Source organism: Enterobacillus tribolii, assembly GCF_003363015.1.
Classification (GTDB): domain Bacteria; phylum Pseudomonadota; class Gammaproteobacteria; order Enterobacterales; family Enterobacteriaceae; genus Enterobacillus; species Enterobacillus tribolii.
This window is the reverse complement of sequence record NZ_QRAP01000005.1, coordinates 101,220-126,053: the sequence shown is the minus strand read 5'-3', so window position 1 is coordinate 126,053 and position 24,834 is coordinate 101,220. Positions and strand designations below refer to the sequence as shown.

Sequence of the window (24,834 nt, the reverse complement as noted above, 5' to 3'; positions counted from 1 at the left end):
CGAAGGTTATTGGAAAGAGTGTTCCGCGCCCGGATAAGCGCCGGACTCCACCTCGGCGATATACTGCCTGATCGCCGCGCGGATATCACCCGTCTGCGCCAGGAAATTCTTGGCGAATTTCGGCGTATGGCCGCCGGTAATGCCCAGCGCATCGTGCATCACCAGGACCTGGCCGTCGGTGAGGTTGCCGGCGCCGATGCCGATGACCGGAATACCGAGCGCGCCGGTGATTTTCTGCGCCAACGACGTCGGTACGCACTCCAGCACCAGCATCTGCGCCCCGGCGGTTTCCAGCGCCATGGCGTCGGCCAGCATGGCGTCGGCGGCGTTATCGTCGCGCCCCTGCACCTTGTAGCCGCCGAAGATATTCACCGACTGCGGCGTCAGCCCCAAATGCCCGCATACCGGCACGGCGCGGTTGGTCAGCTTCTCCACGGTTTCTGCCAGCCAGCGTCCGCCTTCCAGCTTCACCATGTTGGCCCCGGCGCGCATCAGCACGGCGGCGTTTTCGCACGCCTGTTCCGGCGTGGCGTAGGCCATGAAAGGCAGGTCGGCCAGCAGCAGGCAATGGGGCGCGCCCCTGCGCACCGCGCGGGTGTGATAGGCGATATCTTCCACGGTTACCGGAAGGGTGGAGTCATGGCCCTGGAGCGCCATACCCAGCGAATCACCAACCAGCATGACGCGCATGCCCTGTTCTTCAAACAACTGTGCGAAGCTGGCGTCATAGGCTGTAATCGAAGCGAAGCGTTTCTTTTCCTGCTTGAGCTGACGCAGGTGGGTAATGGTTGTTTGTTTCATCACCGTTCTCCTGTGATCCGGGGCGCCGGAAAGGGGTTCCGGCACTGAGTGAAGGCTATTCTAGTGCAAGTCAAACGGTTGCGGGGAAGTGATTTCAGGTAAGTATGATAATGGCATGATTATTCCTGCAACGATGTGAAAACCAGGTAAACATGCTGTGATTTTAATATTGTCTAGAATTTAATTAATGTCGAAGCATCAAATGCGGATACCAGAACGGAAAGCGGCAAACCGTCGGGGAAAACGAGATCCGGCGCGATTTCCGCCAGGGGAATCAGCATAAACGCCCGGTTTTTCATGTCGTAATGCGGCACGATCAGCCGGGGAGTGTTAAGGGTCAGATCGCCGAACAGCATGATGTCCAGATCCAACGTACGCGGCCCCCAGCGTTCAGCTTTACGTTCCCGGCCATGCGCCAGTTCGATGCGCTGCGTGTGGTCAAGCAGGGTTTCGGGGGAGAGATTGGTGTCGAGCGCCACGGCGGCGTTGACGTAGTCCGGTTGATCCTGCGGGCCGAGCGGCGGAGTGCGGTAGAGGGACGAACAGCGCACCAAGCGGCTTTCCGGCAGCGTTTCCAGCGCCTGCAGTGCGGAAAGCACCTGCCGGCGCGGATCGGCCAGATTACTGCCCAGTGCGATGTAAACGCGTATCACTCTTTCGCGCCCTCACGGCGCGGCGCGCGTTTACGCGGCCGTGAACGGCGCGGGCGGCGGTAAGTCGGCCCGTCGTCGTCCAGCGAGCCCAGCATCCCTTTCTGGTGTGCGGCGTCGGCGGTCTGGAACGTCTCCCACCATTGCGCCAGGCGTTGCAGTTCCGGGTGTTTTTCGGTTTCGGCGCGCAGCAGCAGCAAATCGAAGGCGGCGCGAAACTTGGGGTGCTCCATCAGCTTATAGGCGCGTTTCCCCTGACGGCGCGACAGACGCATCTGCAAGGCCCAGATATCGCGGATCAGCGTGGTGATACGCTTCGGTATCGCCAGGGTACGGCACTGTTCGTCCAGCACGTCGTTCATCGCCAGAGCGAAGGCGTCGTGATAAGCCAGCCCGCCTTCCTGCGAGATCTTCTGTGCCAGCTCGATCAGCGGATACCACAGCATCGCGGCGAACAAAAACGCCGGGTTCACGCGCTGGCCGTTTTGCAGGCGCTGGTCGGTGTTTTGCAGCACCCGCTCGATGATGCGCTCCATCGGGCTGTCGCCGTTTGGCGTGAAGTGGCGGGCAATAACCGGAAACAGCGGCTGGAACAGCTGACATTCGCACAGCTTCTGGTACGTGGCGTAGCCGTAACCGGCCTGCAACAGCTTGAGCGATTCTTCAAACAGACGGGCCGGCGGGATTTCATGCAGCAGCGACGACAGGTGCGGGATCGGCGCTGCGGTTTCCGGGCAGATCGTCATGTCGAGCTTGGCGGCGAAACGCACGGCGCGCAGCATCCGCACCGGGTCTTCCCGGTAGCGGGTTTCCGGATCGCCGATCAGGCGGATACGACCTTCGCGCAGATCCTGCAAACCGCCGGTGTAATCCCGTACGGTAAAATCGGCGACGCTGTAATACAGGCTGTTGATGGTGAAATCGCGGCGCTGGGCGTCTTCTTCTATGGAACCATAGATGTTGTCACGCAGCAGCATGCCGTTTTGCGCCTGCTGGGACAGATTCTTGTTTTGCTCTTCCGGATGATGGTCGTGATGACCACGAAACGTGGCGACCTCAATAATTTCCGGGCCGAACATCACGTGCGCCAGACGAAAGCGGCGGCCGACCAGACGGCAGTTGCGGAACAGTTTACGCATCTGCTCCGGCGTGGCGTTGGTGGTGACATCGAAATCCTTGGGCTGTTTACCCAGCAACAGATCGCGTACGCCGCCGCCGACCAGATAGGCCTCGAAACCGGACTTGTTCAGGCGGTAAAGCACCTTGAGCGCATTTTCACTGATTTGCTGACGTGAAATATTGTGCTGGTCGCGCGGGATCACCGTCATATGACTCGGTGCTTCCTCCAGCGCGACTTCCGCATCCCGGCTCAGGACTTTACGGCAGAAATTGGCGACTCGGGTAAAAATAGTACACCTCTGAATAGTGTGTGATTAGTGTTACGAAAAAACAGCGGCTAATAATAGCTCACGATGACGGCTTTGAGAATGCCAATGCGCCATTCACCGGCGTCGCCGCCGTAATACGCGGCACGCTCGCCATCGACCAATGCGCCACGGCGCGGGCCAGCAGTTGTTCCGTCGTCAGATCCTGCCACGCTTCAGGGCAGGGCTGACCGAGAAAATTCAGCGCATTCACCAGCACCGGACGCGGATCGTCCAGCGGGATCGGCGTTGCGTGGTTTTGCTTCGACAGTTTATTGCCGTCCTGATTCAGCGCCAGCGGCAGGTGCACGTACTCAGGCACCGGCCAGCCCAACTGCTGATACAGCGCGATCTGGCGCACCGTTGGTTCAATCAGGTCCGCGCCGCGTACGATTTCCGTCACGCCCTGAAAGTGATCGTCCGCCACCACCGCCAGGTTGTAGGCGAACAGGCCGTCGCGGCGGTGAATAATGAAATCCTCCTCCGCCAGGCGCCGGTCAGACTCCAGCCAGCCATGCAGGCCGTCATGAAAGCCGTATACCGGCCGGGTGACGTGCAAACGCAGCGCGGCGTTGCCGGCGCCGAGATGCAAAAAACGGCAGTGGCCGTCATAAATACCACCCAGCGCCTGAATGCGGCTGCGCGTGCAGGTGCAGTAATAGGCCAGCCCGGCGTCATGCAGGCGGGCGAGGATCGCCCGGTAAGCGTCATGACGCGACGACTGGTACAGCACCCCGCCGTCCCAACATAACCCGTAATGCTCCAGCGCCCGCAAAATCCGGGCATCGGCGCCGGGAACTTCGCGCGGCGGATCGATATCTTCAATACGCACCAGCCAGCGTCCACCCAGCGATCTGGCCCGCAGGTAGCTGCCTAAGGCGGCGACCAGAGAACCGAAATGTAAATCGCCGGAAGGCGAGGGGGCGAAACGGCCGGTGTAGCGACGATCCGATATCATAATCAGGGTACGGTTATGTATTCAGGGAAGTGATATTTAAGGGCATGATACCACGGAGCGGCGGCGATGGCGGCGCCGAACGGAAAGAATACCGCGATGCCGGACGACGGCACCGCGGGTAATGGGCAGGGATCAGCCTGCCATTTGTTTTTCGCGGATTTCAGCTAACGTCTTGCAATCGATGCACAAATCGGCGGTCGGTCTGGCTTCCAGACGGCGAATACCGATTTCCACGCCGCAGGACTCGCAATAACCGAAGTCGTCATCTTCGATTTTTTGCAGCGTTTTCTCGATTTTTTTGATCAGCTTACGTTCACGATCGCGGTTGCGCAGTTCAAGACTGAATTCTTCTTCCTGCGCGGCGCGATCCACCGGGTCAGGGAAGTTAGCTGCTTCGTCCTGCATATGGGAAACGGTGCGGTCAACTTCATCCCTGAGCTGATTACGCCATGCTTCCAGAATACGTTTAAAATGCGCCAGCTGGGCTTCATTCATGTACTCTTCGCCCGGTTTCTCTTGGTACGGCTCCACCCCAGCGATGGCGAGAATGCTCAAGGACGATGGTTTACGGTTTTGCCCTTCTTGCATGTTGCTTCTCCTACATAACACGCATTAGCGATCCCCAAACGGGGGAAAAAATCAGGCCGCTATAAATAGCAGATGCTGCCAAGGTTGGCAATTGTTCCGGACACCCGCTTGAGCAGGGTTGTGAGGAACGGCGTCTTTGGCGACCATTACGGCGACGTTGCGTCGCTTTTTTGTTTCGTTACGTTAATGTCCCATTAACGGAGGCTAAACGGAAGCCTTGTCGCAAGACGAATTTCCCTGGATGAGATCTCAGCGCCATAACTGATGACCTCAACGCCGTGCGCGCAGGCCTGAGCCAACAAATCCGCGTATTGTGCGTCAATGTGCCGGGCGGGGGCGACCCGATCGATCCCCGTATGCAACGCGGCGAAAAACAGCACCGCCCGTTGCCCCTGTTCAGCCTGCTCCCGCAGCTCCCGCAGATGCTTCTGCCCCCGTAACGTGACGGCGTCAGGAAAGTAACCGCCTTGTTGTTGCAGCAGTGTGACAGACTTCACCTCAATATAGCAGTTAGGTCGTTCTTCCGCCTGCAATAACAAGTCGATACGGCTATTTTCCGAGCCGTACCGTACTTCTCTTTGCAAGTTAGTGTAACCAGATAATTCCATAATGCGATTTTCGTTGATGGCTTCCGCCGCCAGCGCGTTCGCCTGCGCGGTGTTGACGCAAATCCAGTCGCCGGCCTGCGTGTGCGTCAGTTCCCAACTGTGGGGGTATTTACGCTTGGGATTGGCGGAGGTGGAATACCACACGGTGTCGCCGGGCGTGGCGCAACCGGTCATCGCGCCGGTATTGGCGCAGTGAATGGTCAGGATCTCTCCCTGCGGGGTTTCTACGTCGGCGAGAAAACGTTTGTAGCGCTTGATCAGGCGCGCCGCTTGCAGCGGGGGATTAAAAAGCATGTTTATCCTTTATTCGGGGGCGGACGCCGCGCTCATCGGCCAATGGGCGAGGGGATGATAACGGGTACGTCCCCGTTCGTGAACGGAAGCATACAGGGAAAAGTGGTCGAAGCTGACTTCCCAGCCCGGCGTGGCGGCGGGCAGCATCACCGGCCGGTCGGCGCCGCGCAGCAGGGTAATATGGGGATGAAAAGGCTGCGGGCTTTGATAACAGCCGCTGCGCGCCGCCTGGGCGCGCAACATGCCGGCCAGCTGCAACAACCCGCGCGGGGAACGTCGGCAGCCCAGCCATACCACGCCGGGGCGCGGCCAGTGTCCGGCGTCGTCCAACTTCAGCGTAAACGGCGGTTGGGTAATGCGCCCGGCCAGCTTTTGTAGCGCGGCGGCTTTGGCGTCGCTGACTTCGCCGAGAAACGCCAGCGTGAGGTGCAGGTTGGCGGCGGCGATCGGGCGTCCCGCTTCCGGCGCGAAACTGCGCGCACGCCATTGTATGATCTCCTGCTGCACGTTTTCCGGCGGCGTCAGGGCGAAAAACAGGCGTTGGCTTATGGTCATCCCGGCCCCTCCCGCAGCGGATTAATCAGGCAATCGCTCAAATTCATTCCCTGATGCTACAATGCCCGGCCTTATTTTTGAACCAGCCCGAGAGGAACGCGCGTGTCCCAATTTCCGGTTGCCGATGTCCTGGACCCCCTGCTGACGGCGTTAAGCACCGCGCCGCAGGTTTTACTCAACGCCCCGACCGGCGCGGGTAAATCGACTTGGCTGCCGTTGCAACTGCTGCAGCGGGCCGCATTGCCGGGAAAAATCATCATGCTGGAACCGCGCCGCCTGGCCGCGCGCAGCGTGGCGTACCGGCTGGCGCAGCAACTGGGGGAACAGCCGGGAGAAACCGTCGGCTACCGGCTGCGCGGAGAGAGTAAAAGCGGACCGTCTACCCGGCTTGAGGTGGTGACGGAAGGCATTCTGACCCGCATGCTGCAACGGGACGCCACGCTGGAAGGGGTTTCTCTGGTGATCCTCGATGAATTCCACGAACGCAGCCTCCAGGCCGATCTGGCTCTGGCGCTGTTGCTGGACGTCCAGCAGGGGCTGCGCGATGACCTGCGTCTGTTAATCATGTCCGCAACGCTGGACGACGGCCGCCTGAGCCGTATTCTGCCGGATGCGCCGACGATCCGCGCCGAAGGCCGCAGCTTTCCGGTTGAACGCCGCTATCAGCCGCTTTCGCCCCATGAGCGCTTTGAACAGGCGGCAGGAAACGCGGTGCTGGCGATGCTGCGCCAGGAAAGCGGCTCCCTGCTGATGTTTCTGCCCGGCACGGGGGAAATCCGCCGCGTGGCGGAATATTTGCAGGAGCGGGTGGAAGCGGACACCGACATCTGTCCTTTATATGGCGCACTGACGCTGGCCGACCAGCAGAAGGCTATTGAGCCGGCGGCGGCGGGGCGGCGTAAGGTGGTGCTGGCGACCAACATCGCGGAAACCAGCCTGACCATCGACGGTATCCGCCTGGTGGCGGACGGAGCGCTGGACCGCGTCAGCCGTTTTGACGTGCGCAACGGCCTGACGCGGCTGGTCACCCAACGCGCCAGCCAGGCAGCGATGACGCAGCGCGCAGGCCGCGCCGGGCGCCTTGAACCGGGGATTTGCTGGCATCTGGTCTCCGCCGAGCAGGCGGAACGGGCGGCGGAATATAATGATGCTGAAATTCTGCACAGCGATCTCAGCGCGCTGTGGCTGGATCTGCTGCTGTGGGGCTGCCGCGATCCGGCGCAGCTTACCTGGCTGGATCACCCTCCCGCGCCGGCGCTGGCAAGCGCGCGGCGTTTACTGGCGCAGCTCGGCGCCATTGATGAACGCCAGCAGCTCACCGCGCTGGGCCGTGCGATGGGCGAATTGGGCAGCGATCCGCGTTTGGCGGCGATGCTGTGCGCGGCGAAAGCGCAGGGCGGAGACGCGCCGGCGACGGCTTCATTACTGGCGGCGATTGCCGAGGAACCGCCGCGTCAGGGCGGCATTGATATGCGTAACGCGCTCTACCACCCGCAGCCGCACTGGCGGCGGCGCGCGGAACAACTGCTCCGGCGTTTGGGCGGCGCGAAAGCGCCGGTGAATCCGGATGACGCCGCATTCTGGCTGGCGCATGCTTACCCCGACCGCATCGGCGCGGCGCGCGGACAGGACGGACGCTATCTGCTGGCGAACGGGCTTGGCGCCGCGATGGACCCGGACGAAGCGCTGGCGCGCACGCCCGCGCTGATTGCGGTGAGCCTGTTACAGGGCGCGGGCGCCAACAGTGAGCCGCGTATTACGCTGGCATTGCCCTGCGATCCGCAGGAACTGGCCCGCCGCTTGCCGCATCTGGTGAGCGAACAAACCAGCGTTGAGTGGGACGAAGAGAAAGGCACGTTGCGCGCCTGGCGGCGACAGCAGCTCGGGCGGCTGGTGCTGAAATCGCAGCAACTGGCCAAGCCTTCCGCGCAGGAGTTATCCGCCGCCTTGCTGGAATGGGTGCGCGAGCGCGGCCTGACGGCGCTGAACTGGGATGAGGCGGCAGAGCAACTGCGCCTGCGTCTGGCGTGCGCGCGGGAATGGCTGCCGGAGGTGGCATGGCCTGCGGTGGACGATGACAGCCTGCTCGACACGCTGGAGCAATGGCTGCTGCCCTCGCTCGATGGCGTACGCGACGTACGCGGTCTGCGCCAGATCAACCTGAGCGACGCGCTGATGCGGCTGTTTGACTGGCCGACGCGTCAGCGACTGGATACCGCGCTGCCAACTCATTACACTGTGCCGACCGGCTCCCGGTTGCCCATCCGCTATTCCAGCGATCGGCCGCCGGTGCTGGCGGTACGCCTGCAGGAAGTGTTCGGCGAGCAGAGCAGCCCGCTGATTGCCGAAGGGCGCGTGGCGCTGGTGCTGGAGCTGTTGTCGCCCGCCCGTCGCCCGTTGCAGATCACCCGCGATCTGGCCGCGTTCTGGCAGGGCGCGTACCGTGAAGTTCAAAAAGAGATGAAGGGACGCTATCCCAAACACGTATGGCCGGACGATCCGGGCAGCGCGGCGCCGACGCGTAAAACGAAGCGCCACCAATAAGCGGGCATAATTCAGAGATTTCCCGTTCCTGCCCACGGGCAGTGAAAGCAAAGTAGGCGGCGAGGGCCGCGTAACAGCCGGAGAATACAATGATGTCAGGGGATGATCGCGAGCCGATCGGCCGTAAAGGGAATAAACGCCGCAGTGCGCCGCCGCGCAGGCAGGCGCCGGAGCGGCGCCGGCCGCGTTACGACGATGACGATGATGATTATCGGGATGATTTTCGCGATGACGATGATGACGATCGTTACGATGACGACGATCGTTATGACGATGATGATGACTACGATGATGAGGAAGACGTGGCGCGCAAAAAACCGAAAAAATCCCGCAAACGCCGCCTGCTCTGCCTGTTGGCGAAGCTGGCGCTGATTGTTATCGCCGTGCTGTCGTTTTATGGCGTCTACCTGGATTCGCAGATCCGCGACCGTATCGACGGCAAAGTGTGGCAACTGCCGGCGGCGGTTTATGGCCGCATGGTCAACCTCGAACCCGGTATGTCCTACAGCAAGAAAGAGATGGTCGATCTGCTGCAGGGCATGCAATACCGCGAAGTGAGCCGCATTACGCGTCCGGGTGAGTTTACCGTAAAGGCGAACAGCATTGAGATGCTGCGCCGGCCGTTTGATTTTCCCGACGGCAAAGAAGGGCAGATCCATGCCATGCTGACCTTCGGCAGCGATCGTCTGACGCAAATCAAGAACCTGGAAAACCAGCGCCAGTTCGGCTTCTTCCGCCTTGATCCGCGCCTGATCACCATGTTGCAGTCGCCGAACGGCGAACAGCGCCTGTTCGTACCGCGCAGCGGATTCCCGGATTTGCTGGTGAGTACCCTGATCGCTACCGAAGATCGCCACTTCTACGAACACGACGGCATCAGCCTGTACTCCATCGGGCGTGCCGTGGTGGCTAACCTGACGGCGGGACGCGCGGTGCAGGGCGGCAGTACGCTGACCCAGCAGCTGGTCAAAAACCTGTTTCTGACCAACGAGCGTTCGCTGTGGCGTAAGCTCAATGAGGCCTACATGGCGCTCATCATGGACTACCGCTACAGCAAGGATCGCATACTGGAGCTGTACCTCAACGAAGTCTACCTCGGCCAGAGCGGCGGCGACGAGATCCGCGGTTTCCCGCTGGCAAGCCTGTACTATTTCGGGCGGCCGGTCGATGAGCTGAGCCTGGATCAGCAGGCGTTGCTGGTCGGTATGGTTAAGGGCGCTTCGCTGTATAACCCGTGGCGTAATCCGAAAATGGCGCTGGATCGCCGTAACGTGGTGCTGCGCCTGTTGCAGGAGCAGAAGATCATCGACGGCGAGCTGTATGCGATGCTGAGCGCCCGTCCGCTCGGCGTGCAGCCGAAAGGCGGCGTGATCACGCCTCAGCCGGCCTTCATGCAGTTGGTGCGCCAGGAGCTGGTGCAGAAGCTGGGCGACAAGGCCAACAACCTCTCCGGGGTGAAAATCTTTACGACGCTGGACCCGGTTTCGCAGGATGCGGCGGAGCGGGCGGTTACGGACGGCGTGCCGGCGCTGAAAGCGGCGCGCAATCTGCCGGATCTGGAAGCGGCTATGGTGATCGTGGATCGCTTCTCCGGGGAAGTCCGGGCGATGGTGGGCAGCGCCCAGCCGCAGTTCGCCGGGTTTAACCGGGCGATGGACGCGCGCCGTTCGGTCGGTTCGCTGGCGAAGCCGCCGACCTACCTCACCGCGTTAAGTCAGCCGGATAAATACCGTCTCAACACCTGGCTGGCGGATCAGCCGCTGGCGCTGAAGCAGCCGAATGGTCAGGTCTGGGAGCCGAAGAACTACGACCGCCGTTTCCGCGGTCAGGTGATGTTGGTGGATGCGCTTGCCAACTCGCTGAACGTACCTACGGTGAACCTGGGGATGGCGATCGGGCTGGATCAGGTGAGCGCGACCCTGCAACATCTGGGCATTCCGAAAGAGGTGATCAATCCGGTTCCTGCCATTCTGCTGGGCGCCATCAGCCTGACGCCGATGGAAGTCGCGCAGGAATATCAGACTATCGCCAGCGGCGGCAACCGTGCGCCGCTGTCGGCGTTGCGTTCAGTGATCGCCGAAGACGGCAGCGTGATGTACCGCAGCCTGCCGCAGGCTCAGAACGTGGTGGCGCCTCAGGCCGCTTACCTGACGCTGTACGGCATGCAGCAGGTGGTGGCGCGCGGTACGTCGCGCTCTCTGGCGGTGAAATTCCCCAACTACAACCTGGCGGCGAAAACCGGGACGACCAACGACCTGCGCGACAGCTGGTTTGCGGGCATCGACGGTAAGGAAGTCACCATCGCCTGGGTTGGGCGCGATAATAATGGCCCGGCCAAGCTGACCGGCGCCAACGGCGCGCTGACGCTGTACCGCCGTTATCTGGAGAACCAGACGCCGCTGGCGCTGAATCTGGTGCCGCCGGAAGGCATTGCCACCCTGGGTATCGACGACGGGGGTAACTTCGTGTGCTCCGGCGGCGTGCGGACCTTACCGGTATGGACGGATAACCCGCAGAGTCTGTGCCGTTCTCAGCCGCAGGTTGAGGAGCAAAGCGAAAGCGATGCGCCGGCCTGGGTGAAAGAGATGTTTGGGCAGTAAACCATTAACCGGAGTCTCGGCATCAGGGCGCTGCGCCCGCCGATGACTCCGGTATTCCTTCCTGCGAAATACTGTTCCTGCCTGCTTTTTTCAATTCTTTGTCGAAGATATGTTTTCGTTTTTTATATGACATATAGCTATTCCTATTTTTTATTTCCCTTCGTTATGTGATGTTTGTCACTGTATAAGAAGATGCCGGAAACATTATTTAATTGTATTGTGTAATAACGTGAATATCAGTTCTGTCATCCTGAGAGTTTTTTACTTTTCCTCATTAAGGATATTTCTATGAAAATTGATGTGTCACTGTCTTTGGGGTTCACTGATAAAGGCGGCAAGCCTGAAAGCGGCATAAATGTCAGCCTTAGTATTCCTGCGGGAGAAATGACGCCGGCGAATCCGGTGAAGTTTATTGCTGTTCAAACCGATCCTGAGGGTAAAGAAACCAAGAACGGCGGGAAAATACTGGAAGTCGCAGTAGGTGATAAGTCACATATTTATGTTGCGGTTGCGCCGCCGAAATATCTTCTGGAGAAAGCGAATATTGAGAAAACGGTTCGTGCTCTGGATGTTAAGGTTCAGGAAGGAAAGTATAATTCAGAGAAGGGGGAGTTTGATGAAGTGAACGCACCGGGCTGACGCCATTACCTTCCCTGAATCATCTGATATATTACGAAGTCCCTTTGCTCTGTTCGTAATATTACATACCGCCGGTGTTCTGCGTCCAGCGAGATAATGTATGGACACATTGAGTTTTAGTATTCATGCTGAGTTACAAATCGGATCACTGCTGGGTGGAAATATTAATTGGCCGCTGGGATGTGTTCTGACAATTAGCGGCGACTATTATCTGATTCAGGCGGATTTAGTGCGCGGTGAGCAGGGCGGGCCGGATGTTCTGCAACTGCTGAATACCGCATTCGGTTGCTCATTGCCTGAAGGGTATATCAAGGCAGACAACGCAGGGTTCTTTACCTTCGGCAAGCGCCGGGAAACCGGCGCGGGTAAAACGCTCAAAGAGATATTCCCGGCTTACACGCTGCCCGAAGGCATTGCTTCCACGGTGGTGCCGATGGATAACACCACGGCTTTTTGGCTGTCGGTGAATCTGCGTGCCATTGATATTCTGGATCATTTGATCGAAATCGGCATACCGGGGCAGGAAAATCAGCTGGCGTTGCATGCGCTGTTAAATAATACCAAAAATGCGGCGGATAATTTATGCGAGGTGATGTTCAGCGCCGTATTGCCCGACATCACGTTATTGCGCCTTTTCACTTTCAGCCAACTGCGCTTTTGCCTGCAGCTCGCATCGGAGAAACGCCGTGCTTTCCAGTTAGAAGGGAAACTGTCCGTTAATCTGTTTGACGCGCAGTATGTGTTTCAGGGAAGCGTAAAATCAGACGGCCATCAGCTCTGCGCGGAAATTACTTCGTCTCACTGCCTCGAAAAGCTTTTTGGCGGCAAGATGCGTGGAGTGGTATTAGCCAGGCTGACTTTCTGCCTGACCTATGTCTATAAGGATGCGGTGGAAGCCAGAAATACCGACGCGTCGCTTGAACCAGGCGAATCACTGATTTGGCTGAATGGTAGCGTGAATTATGCCAATCTGACGCTAAGCGGAAAATTGTATTTATATAACGGCAGTCCGGTGCTTGCCGTTGTGGCGATTGAGCAGGATTTCTCTGTCAGCAAATTTTTTGAGCAATCTCTTGATATTTCCTGGCCTGCAACGCTGTTTGAACTGCAATTGGGTTCTGGCAGCCAAATTTATTATCGCGCGGAGAAAGCGTCTCTTCCTGCCTGCTTTAGTGACGATCAATACCAGAAAGGATTTAATATTCTGGCGAACGTCAGCCTGACGCTGTGGAAAACGCTGAGTTTCTCCCTGAGGTTACAGGTTACCAAAGACGCCGTTGTGGGCAGTGTAGCGCTGCATACGCCCATCGATCTTTTTATTATCCAGATTACCGGGAAAGGTGGCACGGAGGGGCCGGAGTTTGGCCTGGCTAAAAAAGAACAGCACCTTGCCATGTTCTTTTCCGGTGGCGTTTGTTTTTTCGGCCACTATTGCGGTGATATTGATGTCAGCTGTACGCGAAGCCGGGCCGGAAAGCTGAATGTTAAAGGAAATATTACCGTCAACGCTAAGGTGTTCCGCAATCTTATTCCCAGGCAGGTGACGCTCGGCTTCAGTTATAACCGTGACGATGGTTTTTCCGTCACTGGCTGGCCGGATTTTGATTTCTCGCATGCATGTATTGATTTTGCCAAAGAGATAAAAAAATGGGCGAATTCGGCCCGGGGCGACATTTGCAGCAAAATTCCCGGTTTCATTAATGAAAAATTGCTGCATACCACGTTTCGCCTGAGGCCATCATTCGCGCAGACGAGCGGCGGAAAAATGCCGTGCCTGTGCCTGAATGGGCATTACGCCCTGCATATGTTTGATGAGGAAATTCTGAAGCTCGATCTGCCCTCGGTGATTCAGGTTGAACTGCCGGAAAACGTTAGTTGGGAAGCGCTGCCCGATATTATCGGGCAGGCGTTAGCGGGGGCGGCTTCCTCCCTGTTAGAGGGGATCGTAAATAACAGCGAGAACCTGAGTAAGATTTTACTGGTACTGGCCGGGAAAGAAGCGCTGGAGGTTGCGGCGACGCTCGCCTGCCGTAATTTGATTGACAAGGTTATTTCCAATGCGATTAGCGCAGCGGTTAGCGCGCTGATTGAAGAATATGGCGGGCAGGTAACGGCCGCTGCATTAGGCGCGTTGTTTGCGCTGATTGCGATGCACACGAAGGATCACCCGAAGCCGGAACCCAGACCAGACCCGGCCGCGGCGCCGGATAAACCTGAACATTTGCTTGCCGGTGTGCGGGTGAATGCGGACGGTCAGCCGGAGATCGTGTTCTCGTGGAGCCCGGTGGCGTTGTCGAGTCAATATCATGCGATGTTGTATGACGCCGATAACCGCTTGCTGGCAGAGAGTAAAACCGCAGATACACCCTGTCTGGCGGTGTTCCCCAGAAATAATGCAGTGGACACTACAGAGAAATATGTCCTGAAGGTGCTCGCCGCCGGTAACGGAAAATTCAGCCCCTTAGCCCATTGTGAGCTGAACAGGCTGTCGCCTCCTGCGCCGGAGGACGCTTATCTGGAGGTACAGGGGCTGCGGATCTCATGGTCATCCCCTGCGGGCAGGGCCGACGAATTTCAGCTAAAGATTTGCTCCGGGACCAGTGAACACACCGTGAGCACCGCCGAACCTTATTACGTTTTCAATCCTGACCTTCCTGAATACGGTGACACGGACTACCGATTCTCCGTGCGGGCGCTTTCCTCCCTGTCTAACCTGAGCAGCGCGTTCAGCCGGGAAATTCATCGTACCCGCATCCCCGCTTGTACGCTGAGTGACGTCTCGCTTCAGGGCGAAAAGGTACTGGTGACCTGGCAGGCACCGGCGCAGGCCAGCCACAGCCATTTACAGCTACGCGCCCGGCGCGGCGAAAAACGTTGGTCGGCCCGCGTTACAGCGCCGGAGCAGACCTATGCTTTTCCACTGCTGATGGAAGAAGGCTCCGGATTCTTCTTTGCGCGGATTTCCGGCCGGGTGGCGGATGCATCGGGCGCTCTGCCCGCGCTGTGGAGCGGGGAATGGCGCGTATTCCGCTCTCTGCTTGACCTGGCGGCGATAGCCCGCAGCCGGAGAAAGTCCGCCGTTGAATGCGGCCTGTTTTTACTGCATGACAGACCTGCGGCGAAGCTTTCTGCATTAGCCTGCTGCCTGGCGGGCGCAGGGTATCCGGTGACGGAAACCGCACCCGCCTTACGTAGCGTCTATGCCGCCGCGACGCTGACGGAAACCGCGCGCGGCCTGTTCCGCGCCGGCTACTCACGGGAAGACGCCGACGGCGGGTTAACCGTCGCCTGGCCCCAAGTCAGCCGGGCCGAGCTGTCGGCGGTGCTTGACGCGGTATATGGCCCCGCGCTGTCTCTTGAGCAGGCGGCGGCCCAACTCTTCACTCAGGGCATCAGGGGCGCGGAGTGCGGCAAACGCCTGAGCGCCGCTTATCCGCTCGCCGGCAGCGTCGAGCTTGCCAGCGCCATGGCGGATGCCGGATACGCCGCGGCAGAAACCTCGGCGGGGCTGCTCAGTGCGCGTCCGGGTCTCTCTGTGAAGGATTTAGCCGCGGCGCTGCAGGCAGCCTATGGCGCGCCGGATACGCCGGCAGTGCTGGCGCAACGTGCTTTCGCGCAAGGCCTGAGCGGAGCGGAGTGCGGCAAACAGCTGATCGCTGCCCATCCGCTCACCGGCAGCGTCGAACTTGCCAACGCCATGGCTGGTGCCGGATATCAAGCGTCGGAAACGTTAGCGGGGTTGGTCAGCGCCCGCCCCGATCTTGCCCTGAAAGATTTAGCCGCAGCATTACGGGCGGCATATTCACAATAGTTTTTTGTTCGGTTTGATTACGGAGAATAGGTATGAATATAGAACCCGGTATGTTTTCACAACTGCTGGAACAGCAAAAACGCCAGGGTCAGCCCTCGACTGTCGCCGTTCGCAGCGTGCTGGATATCATTTCTCAGCTCCGGGGCAATCCCCGTGCATTGGACATGGCGGATCTTAAAACCTTCATTCAGGTCGCAGTGGCGTCTTGCCAGGATTTATCCCTGCTGGACTATGCCAGGTTGTTACGGCCTTACAGCAAGTCTATCAGCGAGCTGGCACAGGCCCTTTATCCCATCGCTCCGAACGCGGCTGAACTCGTCGTTGCGCTGCTGGATGTGAGTGTCTACCCGCAAACCAGGGAAACCGAGATGCGGGAGGTGCTGGTATCATGCGGTTATTCGCGGAACGATATTGATCAGGCGTTACGGCTTAACTATCCGAAAACCGTGATCGTCCAGGCCAACCGCCCCTGGCAGGATATGGACATCACGGTGGGGGAGGGCGAGAAGGCTGTGATTCAGTATGTTAGCGGGTGGTGGTTTATCAGCCCGCAATTGCCCAGATGCGATGCCAATGGCGGCCCGCGCCGGATTCAGTTACCCGACTACGCTTTGCCCGGCTATCCGGAAGGCGGGCTGGTCGGCCGCATCAATAAGCAGGCTTTCTGGGTGGGTAGTCATGGCGAGACGCCCGCCGGCCTCACCGGCCAACTGCAACTGTGTCCGAATGATGATTTACCCGGCTCCTATGGCGTGGGCCTGGCAGACAACATCGGCAGCCTGACGGTCAGGGTCACCCTAAAGCGCCGTTAACCGGCATTTCCCCGCAACGATGTTCATTAGCAGGATATCCCGCAAAAATGCGTTATATCATTGTGATTTAGCGAGATAAGGGAAACCCAGGGACGGGGTTGTCATTTGTTTCACGGGTGTTAAGGACGAAAAAGAAGCGATCGCGCAGCGATTCTTCCCTTGAAGTCCGCGTGCATTTCCGCATATCATCTCGCGCTTATAATAATAATTATCGTTTGCGTTATTATTCATTCAGAGAAATAGCTATGATACAAAAGCGTGTTAGATCACGGACCCGGCTTGCCGCGGCAATCACTTCCGTGCTGGGCCTGTGGGCAGGGATGGCGCAGGCGGACACCTCCTCAGATGATACGGCCGAAAAAACCATTACCGTAACCGCATCCGACATCGGCGGCGCGCAGGAAAGTGCCTGGGGGCCTTCGCCCACTATCGCCGCCAAGCGCAGCGCCACGGCCACCAAAACCGATACCCCGCTGGAGAAAACGCCGCAGTCCGTCTCCGTGGTGACGCGTGAGGAAATGGATACGCACCAGCCTCAGTCGGTGAAAGAATCATTGGGATACACTCCCGGCGTGACGGTTTCCAGCCGTGGTTCTTCTAACACTTATGACGTGGTGCTGATTCGCGGTTTTGGCTCAGTCAACCAGAATAACTACCTCGACGGCCTGAAGCTGGCGGGGAACTTCTACACCGAAGCGGTGATCGACCCCTACATGCTGGAGCGTGTGGAACTGATGCGCGGCCCGACCTCCGTACTGTACGGTAACAGCAGTCCGGGCGGGATTATCTCCATGGTCAGCAAGCGCCCGACCACGGAACCGCTGCGCGAAGTGCAGTTCAAGATGGGCACGGATAACCTGTTCCAGACCGGCTTTGACTTCAGCGACGCGCTGGACGACGCGGGCATCTACTCTTACCGCCTGACCGGGCTGGCCCGCGACGAAAACGATCAGCAGAATTTCGCCAAAGAGAAGCGTTACGCCATCGCGCCGGCATTCAGCTGGAAGCCGAACGATCAGACCAACCTGACCTTGCTGGCGAACATTCAGAACGACCCCGCCACCGGCTACTACGGCTGGCTGCCGCGCACCGGCACCGTCGATCCGCTGGCGAACGGCTCGCGCCTGCCGGTGGACTTCAACGAAACTGCCTCCAACAACATGGCGGCGCGTCAGCAGCGCATGGTGGGTTACAACTTCGAACATGAATTCGACGACGTCTTCACCGTGCGCCAGAATCTGCGTTACATGAAGCTGCGTTACGATCAGAACGGCCTGTACGGCACCAACCTGTGCAGCGTCAACTCGGGCAGCGCCAGCTGCGCCGGCATCGCGCCTTCCGAGTACAACCACTACCTGAGCCGCGGCTCCGTGGTGTCGCGTGAAAAACTCAACAGCTTCGCCGTGGACACTCAGCTGCAAAGCGACTTTAAAACCGGCGATGTGCGTCATACCCTGCTGGCGGGCGTCGATTTCTCCCGCATGCGTAACGACATCAGCGCGACCTTCGGCACCGCGCCGGCGCTTGATGTTTACAACCCGCAATACGGCGATTTCGATTTCGACAGCGCGGCGCCTTACCAGCTGTTCCGCATTAAGCAAACCGGCCTGTACGTACAGGAGCAGGGCGAGTGGAACAACTGGGTGCTGACCGCAGGCGGCCGTTATGACTGGCTGGAGCAATCCACCCTGACCCGCAGCACCGGCGCCAGCACCGATCGCAACGACGGCGAATTTACCGGCCGTCTGGGGCTGAACTACCTGTTCGACAACGGCATTTCCCCGTACGTCAGCTACAGCGAATCGTTCGAACCGAATACCGGCTCCAGCTTCAGCGGCCAGACGTTCTCGCCGTCGAAGGGGCGTCAGTATGAAGCCGGGGTGAAATACATTCCCAACGATCGCCCGATCGTGCTGACCGGCGCGCTGTATCAGTTGACCAAAACCAACAACCTGACCGCAGACCCGGATCATCCGTTCTTCAGCGTCACCGGCGGTGAAATCCGTTCGCGCGGCGTAGAGCTGGAAGCCAAGGCGGCTTTAACCACGGACATCAACGTGACCGCGTCTTACACCTATACCGACGCGAAATACACCAAAGACAATACGCTGCAGGATAAGCGCCCGTACCAGATCCCGGAAAATATGGCGTCCCTGTGGGGGGATTACACCTTCCACGGCGGTCCGCTGTATGGCCTGACGCTTGGTACCGGCGCGCGCTTCATCGGCTCCAGCTATGGCGACGCGGCGAACAGCTTTAAAGTCGGCAGCTCGACCGTAATGGATGCGGTGGTGAAATACGATCTGGGACGTTTCGGGCTGGACGGTTCTTCCGTCGCGGTTAACGTCACTAACCTGCTGGATCGTGAGTACGTCGCCAGCTGCTTTGACGCTCAGGGATGTTTCTGGGGCGCTGAGCGCCGGGTTGTGGCTACGGCCACGTTCCGCTTCTGACAGTAATGTTCAGGGCGCGGTATTTCGCGCCCTCCGACAGAGATTATGCCTGAACTGAATCATCACCCGCGGAGCGAATCCGCCGTCTTTTCACTGGATCGGGTCAGTTTTACCGTACCCGGCAGAACCCTGCTGCATGATGTTTCCCTGACGTTACCGCCGGGCGAGGTATGCGGCCTGATCGGCCACAACGGCTCCGGCAAATCCACCCTGCTGAAAATGCTGGGGCGTCATCAGCCCGCCACGTCGGGGCGTATTTCACTCAACGGTCGTTCCCTGGATCAGTGGGGAAGCAAAGACTTCGCGCGCGAGGTCGCCTATCTGCCCCAGCAACTGCCGGCGGCGGAGGGGATGACGGTGCGCGAGCTGGTGGCTGTGGGGCGCTACCCCTGGCACGGCGCGCTCGGGCGGTTTCGCAGCGGCGACAGAGAGAAAGTGGAACAGGCGATCGCAATGGTGGATCTGCGTCCGATGGCGGATCGTCTGGTGGACAGCCTGTCCGGCGGCGAACGCCAGCGGGCCTGGCTGGCCCTGTGCGTGGCGCAGGACAGCCGCTGCCTGCTGCTGGACGAACCCACTTCCGCGCTGGATATCGCGCATCAGGCGGAAGTGCTGGCGCTGATCCGGCGTTTGAGCCGTGAGCAGGGGCTGACGGTGATCGCGGTGCTGCATGACATCAATATGGCGGCCCGTTACTGCGACAGCCTGGTGGCCCTGCGCGCCGGCGAGCTGATTGCACGCGGTACGCCGCAGGCGATCATGCAAAGCGACGTGCTGGAGAAGATTTACGGCATTCCGATGGGGATCCTGCCGCACCCGGCCGGCGGCGCGCCGGTAAGTTTTGTCTACTGATGAATAACGATCATCCCGATTATCTGCGCCGCCGTCTGCTGACGGCGCTGGCCCTGACGCCGCTGCTTCCCGCCTGGCCTGCGGCGGCGCAAACGCCCGATACCGCGCGCATTCTTTCGCTGGAATGGCTGCCGACGGAGCTGCTGCTGGCGCTGGGCGTGACGCCGATGGGCGTGGCGGATATCCGCAATTACAACCTCTGGGTGCAGGCGCCGGCGTTGCCGGCGTCGGTGCGCGATCTCGGCACCCGCACCGAGCCGAATATGGAGCTGGTGCAGCAGCTCAACCCTTCCTTACTGCTTTATTCCAATGGCTTCGGTACGCCTCCGGAGATGCTGGGGCGCATTGCGCCGGCGCAGGGATTCTCCTTCAACGACGGTTCCGGCCATCCGCTGCCGCTGGCGATGCAGTCGTTGCGGCAACTGGCTGCGACGCTCGGGCTGGAAAACCGTGCGCAGGCGCATCTGGCGCGTGTGGAACAGCATCTGCAGCAGGCGCATGAGCAACTGCGCGCCTGGCGCGCCGTGCCGTTGCTGCTGTTTACCCTGATGAATGCCGGGAGCGCGCTGGTGCTGGGGCGCGGCAGCCTGTTCGCGGACGTGATGGCGCGGCTGGAGCTGACCAACGCCTGGCAGGGCGAAACCAATTTCTGGGGCAGCGCCGTCGTCAGCATCGAGCAACTGGCGGCTATTGACGATGCGCAGGGGATCTTCTTCAGCCACGGCAATGAAGGACTGTTGCGTCAGGTGCAACAAACGCCGCTGTGGCGCGCGCTGCCGTTCGTACGCAAGCGGCCGGTGCAGGTGCAGCCGGCGGTGTGGTTTTATGGCGCGACGCTGTCGGCCATGCGTTTTTGCGATTTGCTCGGTCATGCGCTGGGAGAGCGGCCATGAGATACCGCATTGGCATATTCCCCGCGCTGATGGCGATCGTCGCGCTGCTGTTGACCCTGTTTAACCTGCAACATCAGCTGCCGCTGAATGCCTGGTGGCAGGCGTTTTTTGCGCCGGATGAGAATGATATCCGTCAGGTGGTGATGCATTACAGCACGCTGCCGCGCAGCGTAATGGCCCTGCTGGCCGGCGCCGGGCTGGGGCTTTCCGGGCTGCTGTTCCAGCAGGTGCTGCGTAACCCGCTGGCGGAACCGGCCACGCTGGGCGTTTCCGCCGGCGCGCAGTTTGGCCTGACGCTGGCGACGGTGCTGGCCGTGCCGGCGCAAAGCCCGCTGATGCAGGGCGCGGCGCTGCTCGGCGCAGCGGCGGTGGCGTTGGTGGTATTCGGCCTCTCCTGGGGCAGACGTATTGCGCCGGTTACCCTGATTCTGGCGGGGCTGGTGGTGGGCTTGTACTGCGGCGCGCTGAGCTCGCTGATCGCGCTGTTCAACTATCAGGATTTGCAGGGCATCTTTATCTGGGCCAGCGGCGTGCTGAATCAGCATGACTGGCAGGGCGTCACATCGCTGGCGCCGCGGCTGCTGCTGGCCATCGTGCTGGCGGTGCTGCTGCTGCGTCCGCTGACCTTGCTGGGGCTGGACGACGGGGTGGCGAAAAACCTCGGCCTGGGGCTGAATTTCGCCCGGCTGGCGTCGCTTTCCCTGGCGGTGGTGATTGGTGCCCAGATCGTCAGCGCCGTCGGCGTGATTGGCTTTATCGGCCTGTTTGCGCCGCTGCTGGCGCGCATGTGCGGCGCCCGGCGCTTAGGGGCGCGTATGCTGATGGCGCCGCTGATGGGCGCGCTGCTGCTGTGGCTGACCGATCAGGCGGTGCAGGTGCTGGGGATGTTCTGGCATGAAATTCCTGCCGGTTCGGCGACGGCTCTGCTCGGAGCGCCGGTGCTGCTGTGGTTATTGCCGCGCCTGCGCGGCGGCGGTCAGCCGGATGTGCATCAGGGCGAACGCCTTGCGCCTGAACGCCGTTACCCCTGGCGCTGGCTGAGCGCGGGGCTGGTGCTGCTGGCCCTGACGATGGCGGCGGCCCTGTTCTATGGCAAAGGCGTTGACGGCTGGTCGTGGGCGCCGGCGGATAACCTGCTGCCGTGGCGTTGGCCGCGGGTGCTGGCGGCGCTGGCTTCCGGCATGATGCTGGCGGTGGCGGGTAGTATGATCCAAAAACTGACCGGCAACCCGATGGCAAGCCCGGAGGTGCTGGGCATTTCCTCCGGCGCGGCGCTGGGCGTGCTGGTCATGCTGTTCCTGAACCCGACGGGCGGCTTTGGCTGGACGATGCCGGCAGGCAGCGTCGGCGCGGCGTTGACGCTGGTGGTGATCCTGCTGGTTTCTTCCCGCCGGGGATTCTCGGCCCAGCGTATGCTGCTGACCGGTGTGGCGCTGAGCACGGTATTCAGCGCGCTGGTGGTGTTGCTGCTGGCGAGCGGCGATCCGCGTACCGGCGCGATCCTGGCCTGGATGGCGGGATCGACCTACAGCGTCAGCGCCGATCAGGCGTGCTATACGCTGGCGACCGCCGTGGCGCTGATTGCGTTAACGCCGCTGGTCCGCCGCTGGCTGACGGCGCTGCCGCTGGGCGGGGAAACCGCCCGCGCCATCGGCGTGCCGCTGGTGAAAGCGCGGGTGGCGATCCTGCTGCTGATCGCCGCCATGACCGCGGCGGCAACCCTGACGACCGGGCCGCTGAGCTTTGTCGGCCTGATGGCGCCGCACATGGCGAGAATGCTGGGCTTCCGCCGTGCGTTGCCGCAACTGGCGATTGCGGCGCTGCTGGGCGGCTTCCTGATGATGTTCGCCGACTGGTGCGGACGGATGATGATTTTCCCCTACCAGATCCCGGCCGGGCTGCTGGCGACCTTTATCGGCGCGCCGTACTTCATTTTCCTGCTGCGCCGTCAGGGGCGCTGAACGCTTCGCTGCGGGCGTTCAATGTGCGGAATGCCCCGCCGACGACCGTGGCGCCCGGCGGCAAGTCCTTGGTGACCACCGTTCCCGCGCCGATGGTCGCACCGTCGCCGATGGTGATGGCGCCGATCACCACGGCATTCGCCCCCAGCTCCACGTCGTTGCCCAACACCGGGCTTTCGCTGGCGTCACCGTTGCGGTACGTCACGTTGCCGATGGTGACGCCCTGACGCAGGGTGCAGTTTTCGCCGATCACCACGCCCCGGCCAATCACCACGCAGTGCGGATGATAGAGCTTCAGCCCGTAGCCGATACGGGTATGGTGGGGGATCTCCACGCAAAACAGACACTCATTCACCAGCTTGTTAAGCATGGCGAACGGCAGCCCTGTCAGCTTGAGCAGCGGGTTGCGACTACGCCACAGGGTCGACATCCGGTAGAAAAAAATCGCCAGTTTGGCCTTGATGCTGCCCGCGCCGGCGATTTCCCGCCAGGCGCGTTTCAGGTTGCTCGCCATATGCCGCCCCTCAGTTCACGGTGACGGAGGACAGGTGATACCAGCCATCCGCAAGTTTGCCTTCATTCGCCAGGTTGATGCGCGCCCGGCCCTGATCGTCCGTCAACGCTACGTCCAGGTAATAGCGCCCGGGCGTCAGGTGCTGCGGTATCATCAGCGCAGATTCAACGCGGTGTTTACCCGGCAGCCAGTGGCGGATATCTTCCCCGGCAACCGTGCCGAGCGGAGTGATGTATCCGGCTTCGTCCCGCAGTCGCCAGGCCAGGTTGTAGCGCAGATAGACCGGCGCGACGCCGTCGTTGCTCCAGTCGCCGTTCAGCGTAATATTCTGCCCCGGATAGCGGGCAGCCTCGTGCGTCAGCGTGAGCACGCGGAAGCGGTAGCCCATTTTGACCAGCGCATTATCCACGATGTCTCGGTACTCCTTCGGCACCTCGCGGGATTTCAGGTTGATGGTGCTGACGTGCTGCGCCAGCGCCCAGTCGAAGCTGGCCTGCACTTCTTCCCGCGTGTAGTGCTGAATGCTTTTCCATTCCGCCATGTAGCCGCAGATTTCCAGGCTGACCGGCGCTTTTTCCCACCCCTGATTAAATCCCGGCCAGGCGGCCTGCGCGGCCTGAAGGCGCTGAGGGTAATCGTCGCGCATGTGGCTCCAGGTGGTGGAGAAGTTATGCCAGTCGCCCCAGCAGTCCGCCCGCCAGCCGGCGCCTTTTTGCGCCGCATACGGCAATGAGGCGCCGCCGCTGATCAACATGACTTTCGGCGTGCGGGGGAAGGCGGAAAAGTGCATATCGACATAGCGGTTGAGCTGCGCCGGGGTGTAGCGTTCCAGTAAGGGCTTGAGGGTCGGAAAGTTGCTGTTGTGCCACTCGCCCCATGAACCGACCAGGCCGATATCCAGGTAGGCCAGTTCAGGATTGCCGTCATAACGCTGGCCAAGCGCGTTCAGCAACTGCCGGGCATAGCGGATAAAAACCGGGTCATCGAGATCGGGCACGAAGGTTTTGCCGTCCGGCGTCCGGTTGCCCTTGATGCCTTTTTTGATCAGCCAGTCCGGGATTTTTGAGCCGGAGGCCGGTTCGTCAAGCGCCATGACGCGCAGGCCGACATTCATGGCGGGATGATGGCGGGCTGCGGCGGCGAAGGCGGCATCCACCAGGGCAAAGTTAATCTTCCCTTCCTGCGGCTCCAGTTCGCTCCAGTAAAAGCGCTGATATTCGATGCCGGTGTCCGGATACTGCTCCGGCGTCAGGTGCTCGCCGTAACCGTCATGAAAGCTGGCGACGCCGTTGCCCGGGTTGGTCAACGGCCCGCTGATGGCGTGCGGCTTAACGGTGACCCACCGTGCGGCGTCGTTCTGCGCTGCGCCGGTTTGCGGCACGGCGGTGAGCCCGGCGATCAACGCCAGCGGGAGGATGTTCCTCGCTAACCGGTTGTTTCTTAACATAACCTAAACCTCGTTAAACACGCCTAACGGTGGTGCTGCATCAGCCAGTCCCACAACCCCAGGTGAAAGTTCGGGAAGATATCGATACCCAGCGCGGATTTGATCAGGTACAGCGCGATAAAGACGGAGCTGAGGCAAATCAGTATGGCCAGCGCCAGCAACAGCGTGATCGCAACCCGCCATAACGCTGATTCGTGGCGTGGATAGCGGCGCAAATCGCGGCCGAACAAAAAGACAAAATAGTAGCGGCGCGTCAGAAAGGGGAAGCTGCGGCGCACGTCAATGCGGTGCCGCGAGGAGAGGGAAATCTCCAGCACGGCTTTTTCCACCGCCTGCTTTTGTTCTGCGGTCAGCGTGGCGGCGGTTTCTTCATCCAGAGACTGGTAGAAGCGCGTGATGACCCGCGGACGTTCGTTGGGATTCTCCAAAT

The 24,834-nt window shown here is 60.4% G+C and carries 19 protein-coding genes; 9 read left to right on the top strand and 10 right to left on the bottom strand.

The features are described 5' to 3' along the window. Nucleotides 1-6: 6 nt before the first annotated feature. From panB to thpR, 7 genes are all read right to left on the bottom strand, one after another. Nucleotides 7-801, bottom strand: a complete 795-nt coding sequence (gene panB / locus C8D90_RS11840; RefSeq protein WP_115458659.1) for a 3-methyl-2-oxobutanoate hydroxymethyltransferase — start codon at nucleotides 799-801, stop codon at nucleotides 7-9. 173 nt (nucleotides 802-974) lie between these two features. Continuing rightward, nucleotides 975-1,454, bottom strand: a complete 480-nt coding sequence (gene folK / locus C8D90_RS11835; protein ID WP_115458658.1) for a 2-amino-4-hydroxy-6-hydroxymethyldihydropteridine diphosphokinase — start codon at nucleotides 1,452-1,454, stop codon at nucleotides 975-977. Then, nucleotides 1,451-2,860 (bottom strand): polynucleotide adenylyltransferase PcnB, encoded by a 1,410-nt coding sequence (gene pcnB, locus C8D90_RS11830; RefSeq protein ID WP_221810489.1) that lies wholly within the window; start codon nucleotides 2,858-2,860, stop codon nucleotides 1,451-1,453. Before pcnB ends, folK begins: the two co-directional genes overlap by 4 nt. A gap of 58 nt (nucleotides 2,861-2,918) precedes the next feature. Then, complete coding sequence (gene gluQRS / locus C8D90_RS11825) at nucleotides 2,919-3,833, bottom strand: tRNA glutamyl-Q(34) synthetase GluQRS (RefSeq protein ID WP_115458656.1); 915 nt, start codon at nucleotides 3,831-3,833, stop codon at nucleotides 2,919-2,921. 132 nt (nucleotides 3,834-3,965) lie between these two features. Continuing rightward, nucleotides 3,966-4,421 (bottom strand): RNA polymerase-binding protein DksA, encoded by a 456-nt coding sequence (gene dksA, locus C8D90_RS11820; RefSeq protein ID WP_115458655.1) that lies wholly within the window; start codon nucleotides 4,419-4,421, stop codon nucleotides 3,966-3,968. Between the two features lie 194 nt (nucleotides 4,422-4,615). After that, entirely contained in the window at nucleotides 4,616-5,323 is a 708-nt protein-coding gene (gene sfsA / locus C8D90_RS11810; RefSeq protein ID WP_115458654.1) for a DNA/RNA nuclease SfsA, read from the bottom strand. A gap of 9 nt (nucleotides 5,324-5,332) precedes the next feature. Next, entirely contained in the window at nucleotides 5,333-5,878 is a 546-nt protein-coding gene (gene thpR / locus C8D90_RS11805) for an RNA 2',3'-cyclic phosphodiesterase (protein ID WP_115458653.1), read from the bottom strand. A 102-nt stretch (nucleotides 5,879-5,980) separates the two neighbouring features. Between thpR and hrpB the strand changes: the two genes are divergently transcribed. From hrpB to fhuB, 9 genes are all read left to right on the top strand, one after another. Next, nucleotides 5,981-8,422 carry an ATP-dependent helicase HrpB gene (gene hrpB / locus C8D90_RS11800; RefSeq protein WP_115458652.1) on the top strand — a complete coding sequence of 814 codons (2,442 nt, stop codon included), beginning with the start codon at nucleotides 5,981-5,983 and terminating at the stop codon, nucleotides 8,420-8,422. 92 nt (nucleotides 8,423-8,514) lie between these two features. After that, the gene (gene mrcB / locus C8D90_RS11795) at nucleotides 8,515-11,022 is read left to right on the top strand and encodes a bifunctional glycosyl transferase/transpeptidase (RefSeq protein ID WP_162844398.1); all 2,508 of its coding nucleotides are present in this window, start codon (nucleotides 8,515-8,517) and stop codon (nucleotides 11,020-11,022) included. 288 nt (nucleotides 11,023-11,310) lie between these two features. Then, nucleotides 11,311-11,661 (top strand): hypothetical protein, encoded by a 351-nt coding sequence (locus C8D90_RS11790; protein WP_115458650.1) that lies wholly within the window; start codon nucleotides 11,311-11,313, stop codon nucleotides 11,659-11,661. A 100-nt stretch (nucleotides 11,662-11,761) separates the two neighbouring features. Continuing rightward, nucleotides 11,762-15,472 (top strand): hypothetical protein, encoded by a 3,711-nt coding sequence (locus C8D90_RS11785; RefSeq protein WP_115458649.1) that lies wholly within the window; start codon nucleotides 11,762-11,764, stop codon nucleotides 15,470-15,472. 32 nt (nucleotides 15,473-15,504) lie between these two features. Further along, nucleotides 15,505-16,284: a hypothetical protein gene (locus C8D90_RS11780; protein ID WP_115458648.1), complete on the top strand. Its 780-nt coding sequence runs from the start codon at nucleotides 15,505-15,507 to the stop codon at nucleotides 16,282-16,284. A 320-nt stretch (nucleotides 16,285-16,604) separates the two neighbouring features. Further along, complete coding sequence (gene fhuA, locus C8D90_RS11775) at nucleotides 16,605-18,737, top strand: ferrichrome porin FhuA (protein WP_376744966.1); 2,133 nt, start codon at nucleotides 16,605-16,607, stop codon at nucleotides 18,735-18,737. A gap of 45 nt (nucleotides 18,738-18,782) precedes the next feature. Beyond that, the gene (gene fhuC / locus C8D90_RS11770) at nucleotides 18,783-19,589 is read left to right on the top strand and encodes a Fe3+-hydroxamate ABC transporter ATP-binding protein FhuC (protein ID WP_115458646.1); all 807 of its coding nucleotides are present in this window, start codon (nucleotides 18,783-18,785) and stop codon (nucleotides 19,587-19,589) included. Further along, nucleotides 19,589-20,482: a Fe(3+)-hydroxamate ABC transporter substrate-binding protein FhuD gene (gene fhuD, locus C8D90_RS11765; RefSeq protein ID WP_115458645.1), complete on the top strand. Its 894-nt coding sequence runs from the start codon at nucleotides 19,589-19,591 to the stop codon at nucleotides 20,480-20,482. The genes fhuC and fhuD overlap by 1 nt, the downstream gene beginning before the upstream one ends. After that, a complete protein-coding gene (gene fhuB, locus C8D90_RS11760; protein WP_115458644.1) occupies nucleotides 20,479-22,443 on the top strand; it encodes a Fe(3+)-hydroxamate ABC transporter permease FhuB in 1,965 nt (654 codons plus the stop codon). Before fhuD ends, fhuB begins: the two co-directional genes overlap by 4 nt. Here fhuB and C8D90_RS11755 read toward each other — a convergent pair. The 3 genes from C8D90_RS11755 to C8D90_RS11745 are packed head-to-tail and all read right to left on the bottom strand — an operon-like array spanning nucleotide 22,412 to nucleotide 24,832. Further along, nucleotides 22,412-22,957 (bottom strand): serine acetyltransferase, encoded by a 546-nt coding sequence (locus C8D90_RS11755; RefSeq protein WP_115458643.1) that lies wholly within the window; start codon nucleotides 22,955-22,957, stop codon nucleotides 22,412-22,414. The genes fhuB and C8D90_RS11755 overlap by 32 nt on opposite strands. 10 nt (nucleotides 22,958-22,967) lie before the next feature. Next, nucleotides 22,968-24,404, bottom strand: a complete 1,437-nt coding sequence (locus C8D90_RS11750; RefSeq protein ID WP_115458642.1) for a DUF4832 domain-containing protein — start codon at nucleotides 24,402-24,404, stop codon at nucleotides 22,968-22,970. Between the two features lie 23 nt (nucleotides 24,405-24,427). Beyond that, nucleotides 24,428-24,832, bottom strand: a complete 405-nt coding sequence (locus C8D90_RS11745; RefSeq protein WP_115458641.1) for a hypothetical protein — start codon at nucleotides 24,830-24,832, stop codon at nucleotides 24,428-24,430. Nucleotides 24,833-24,834: the final 2 nt, after the last annotated feature.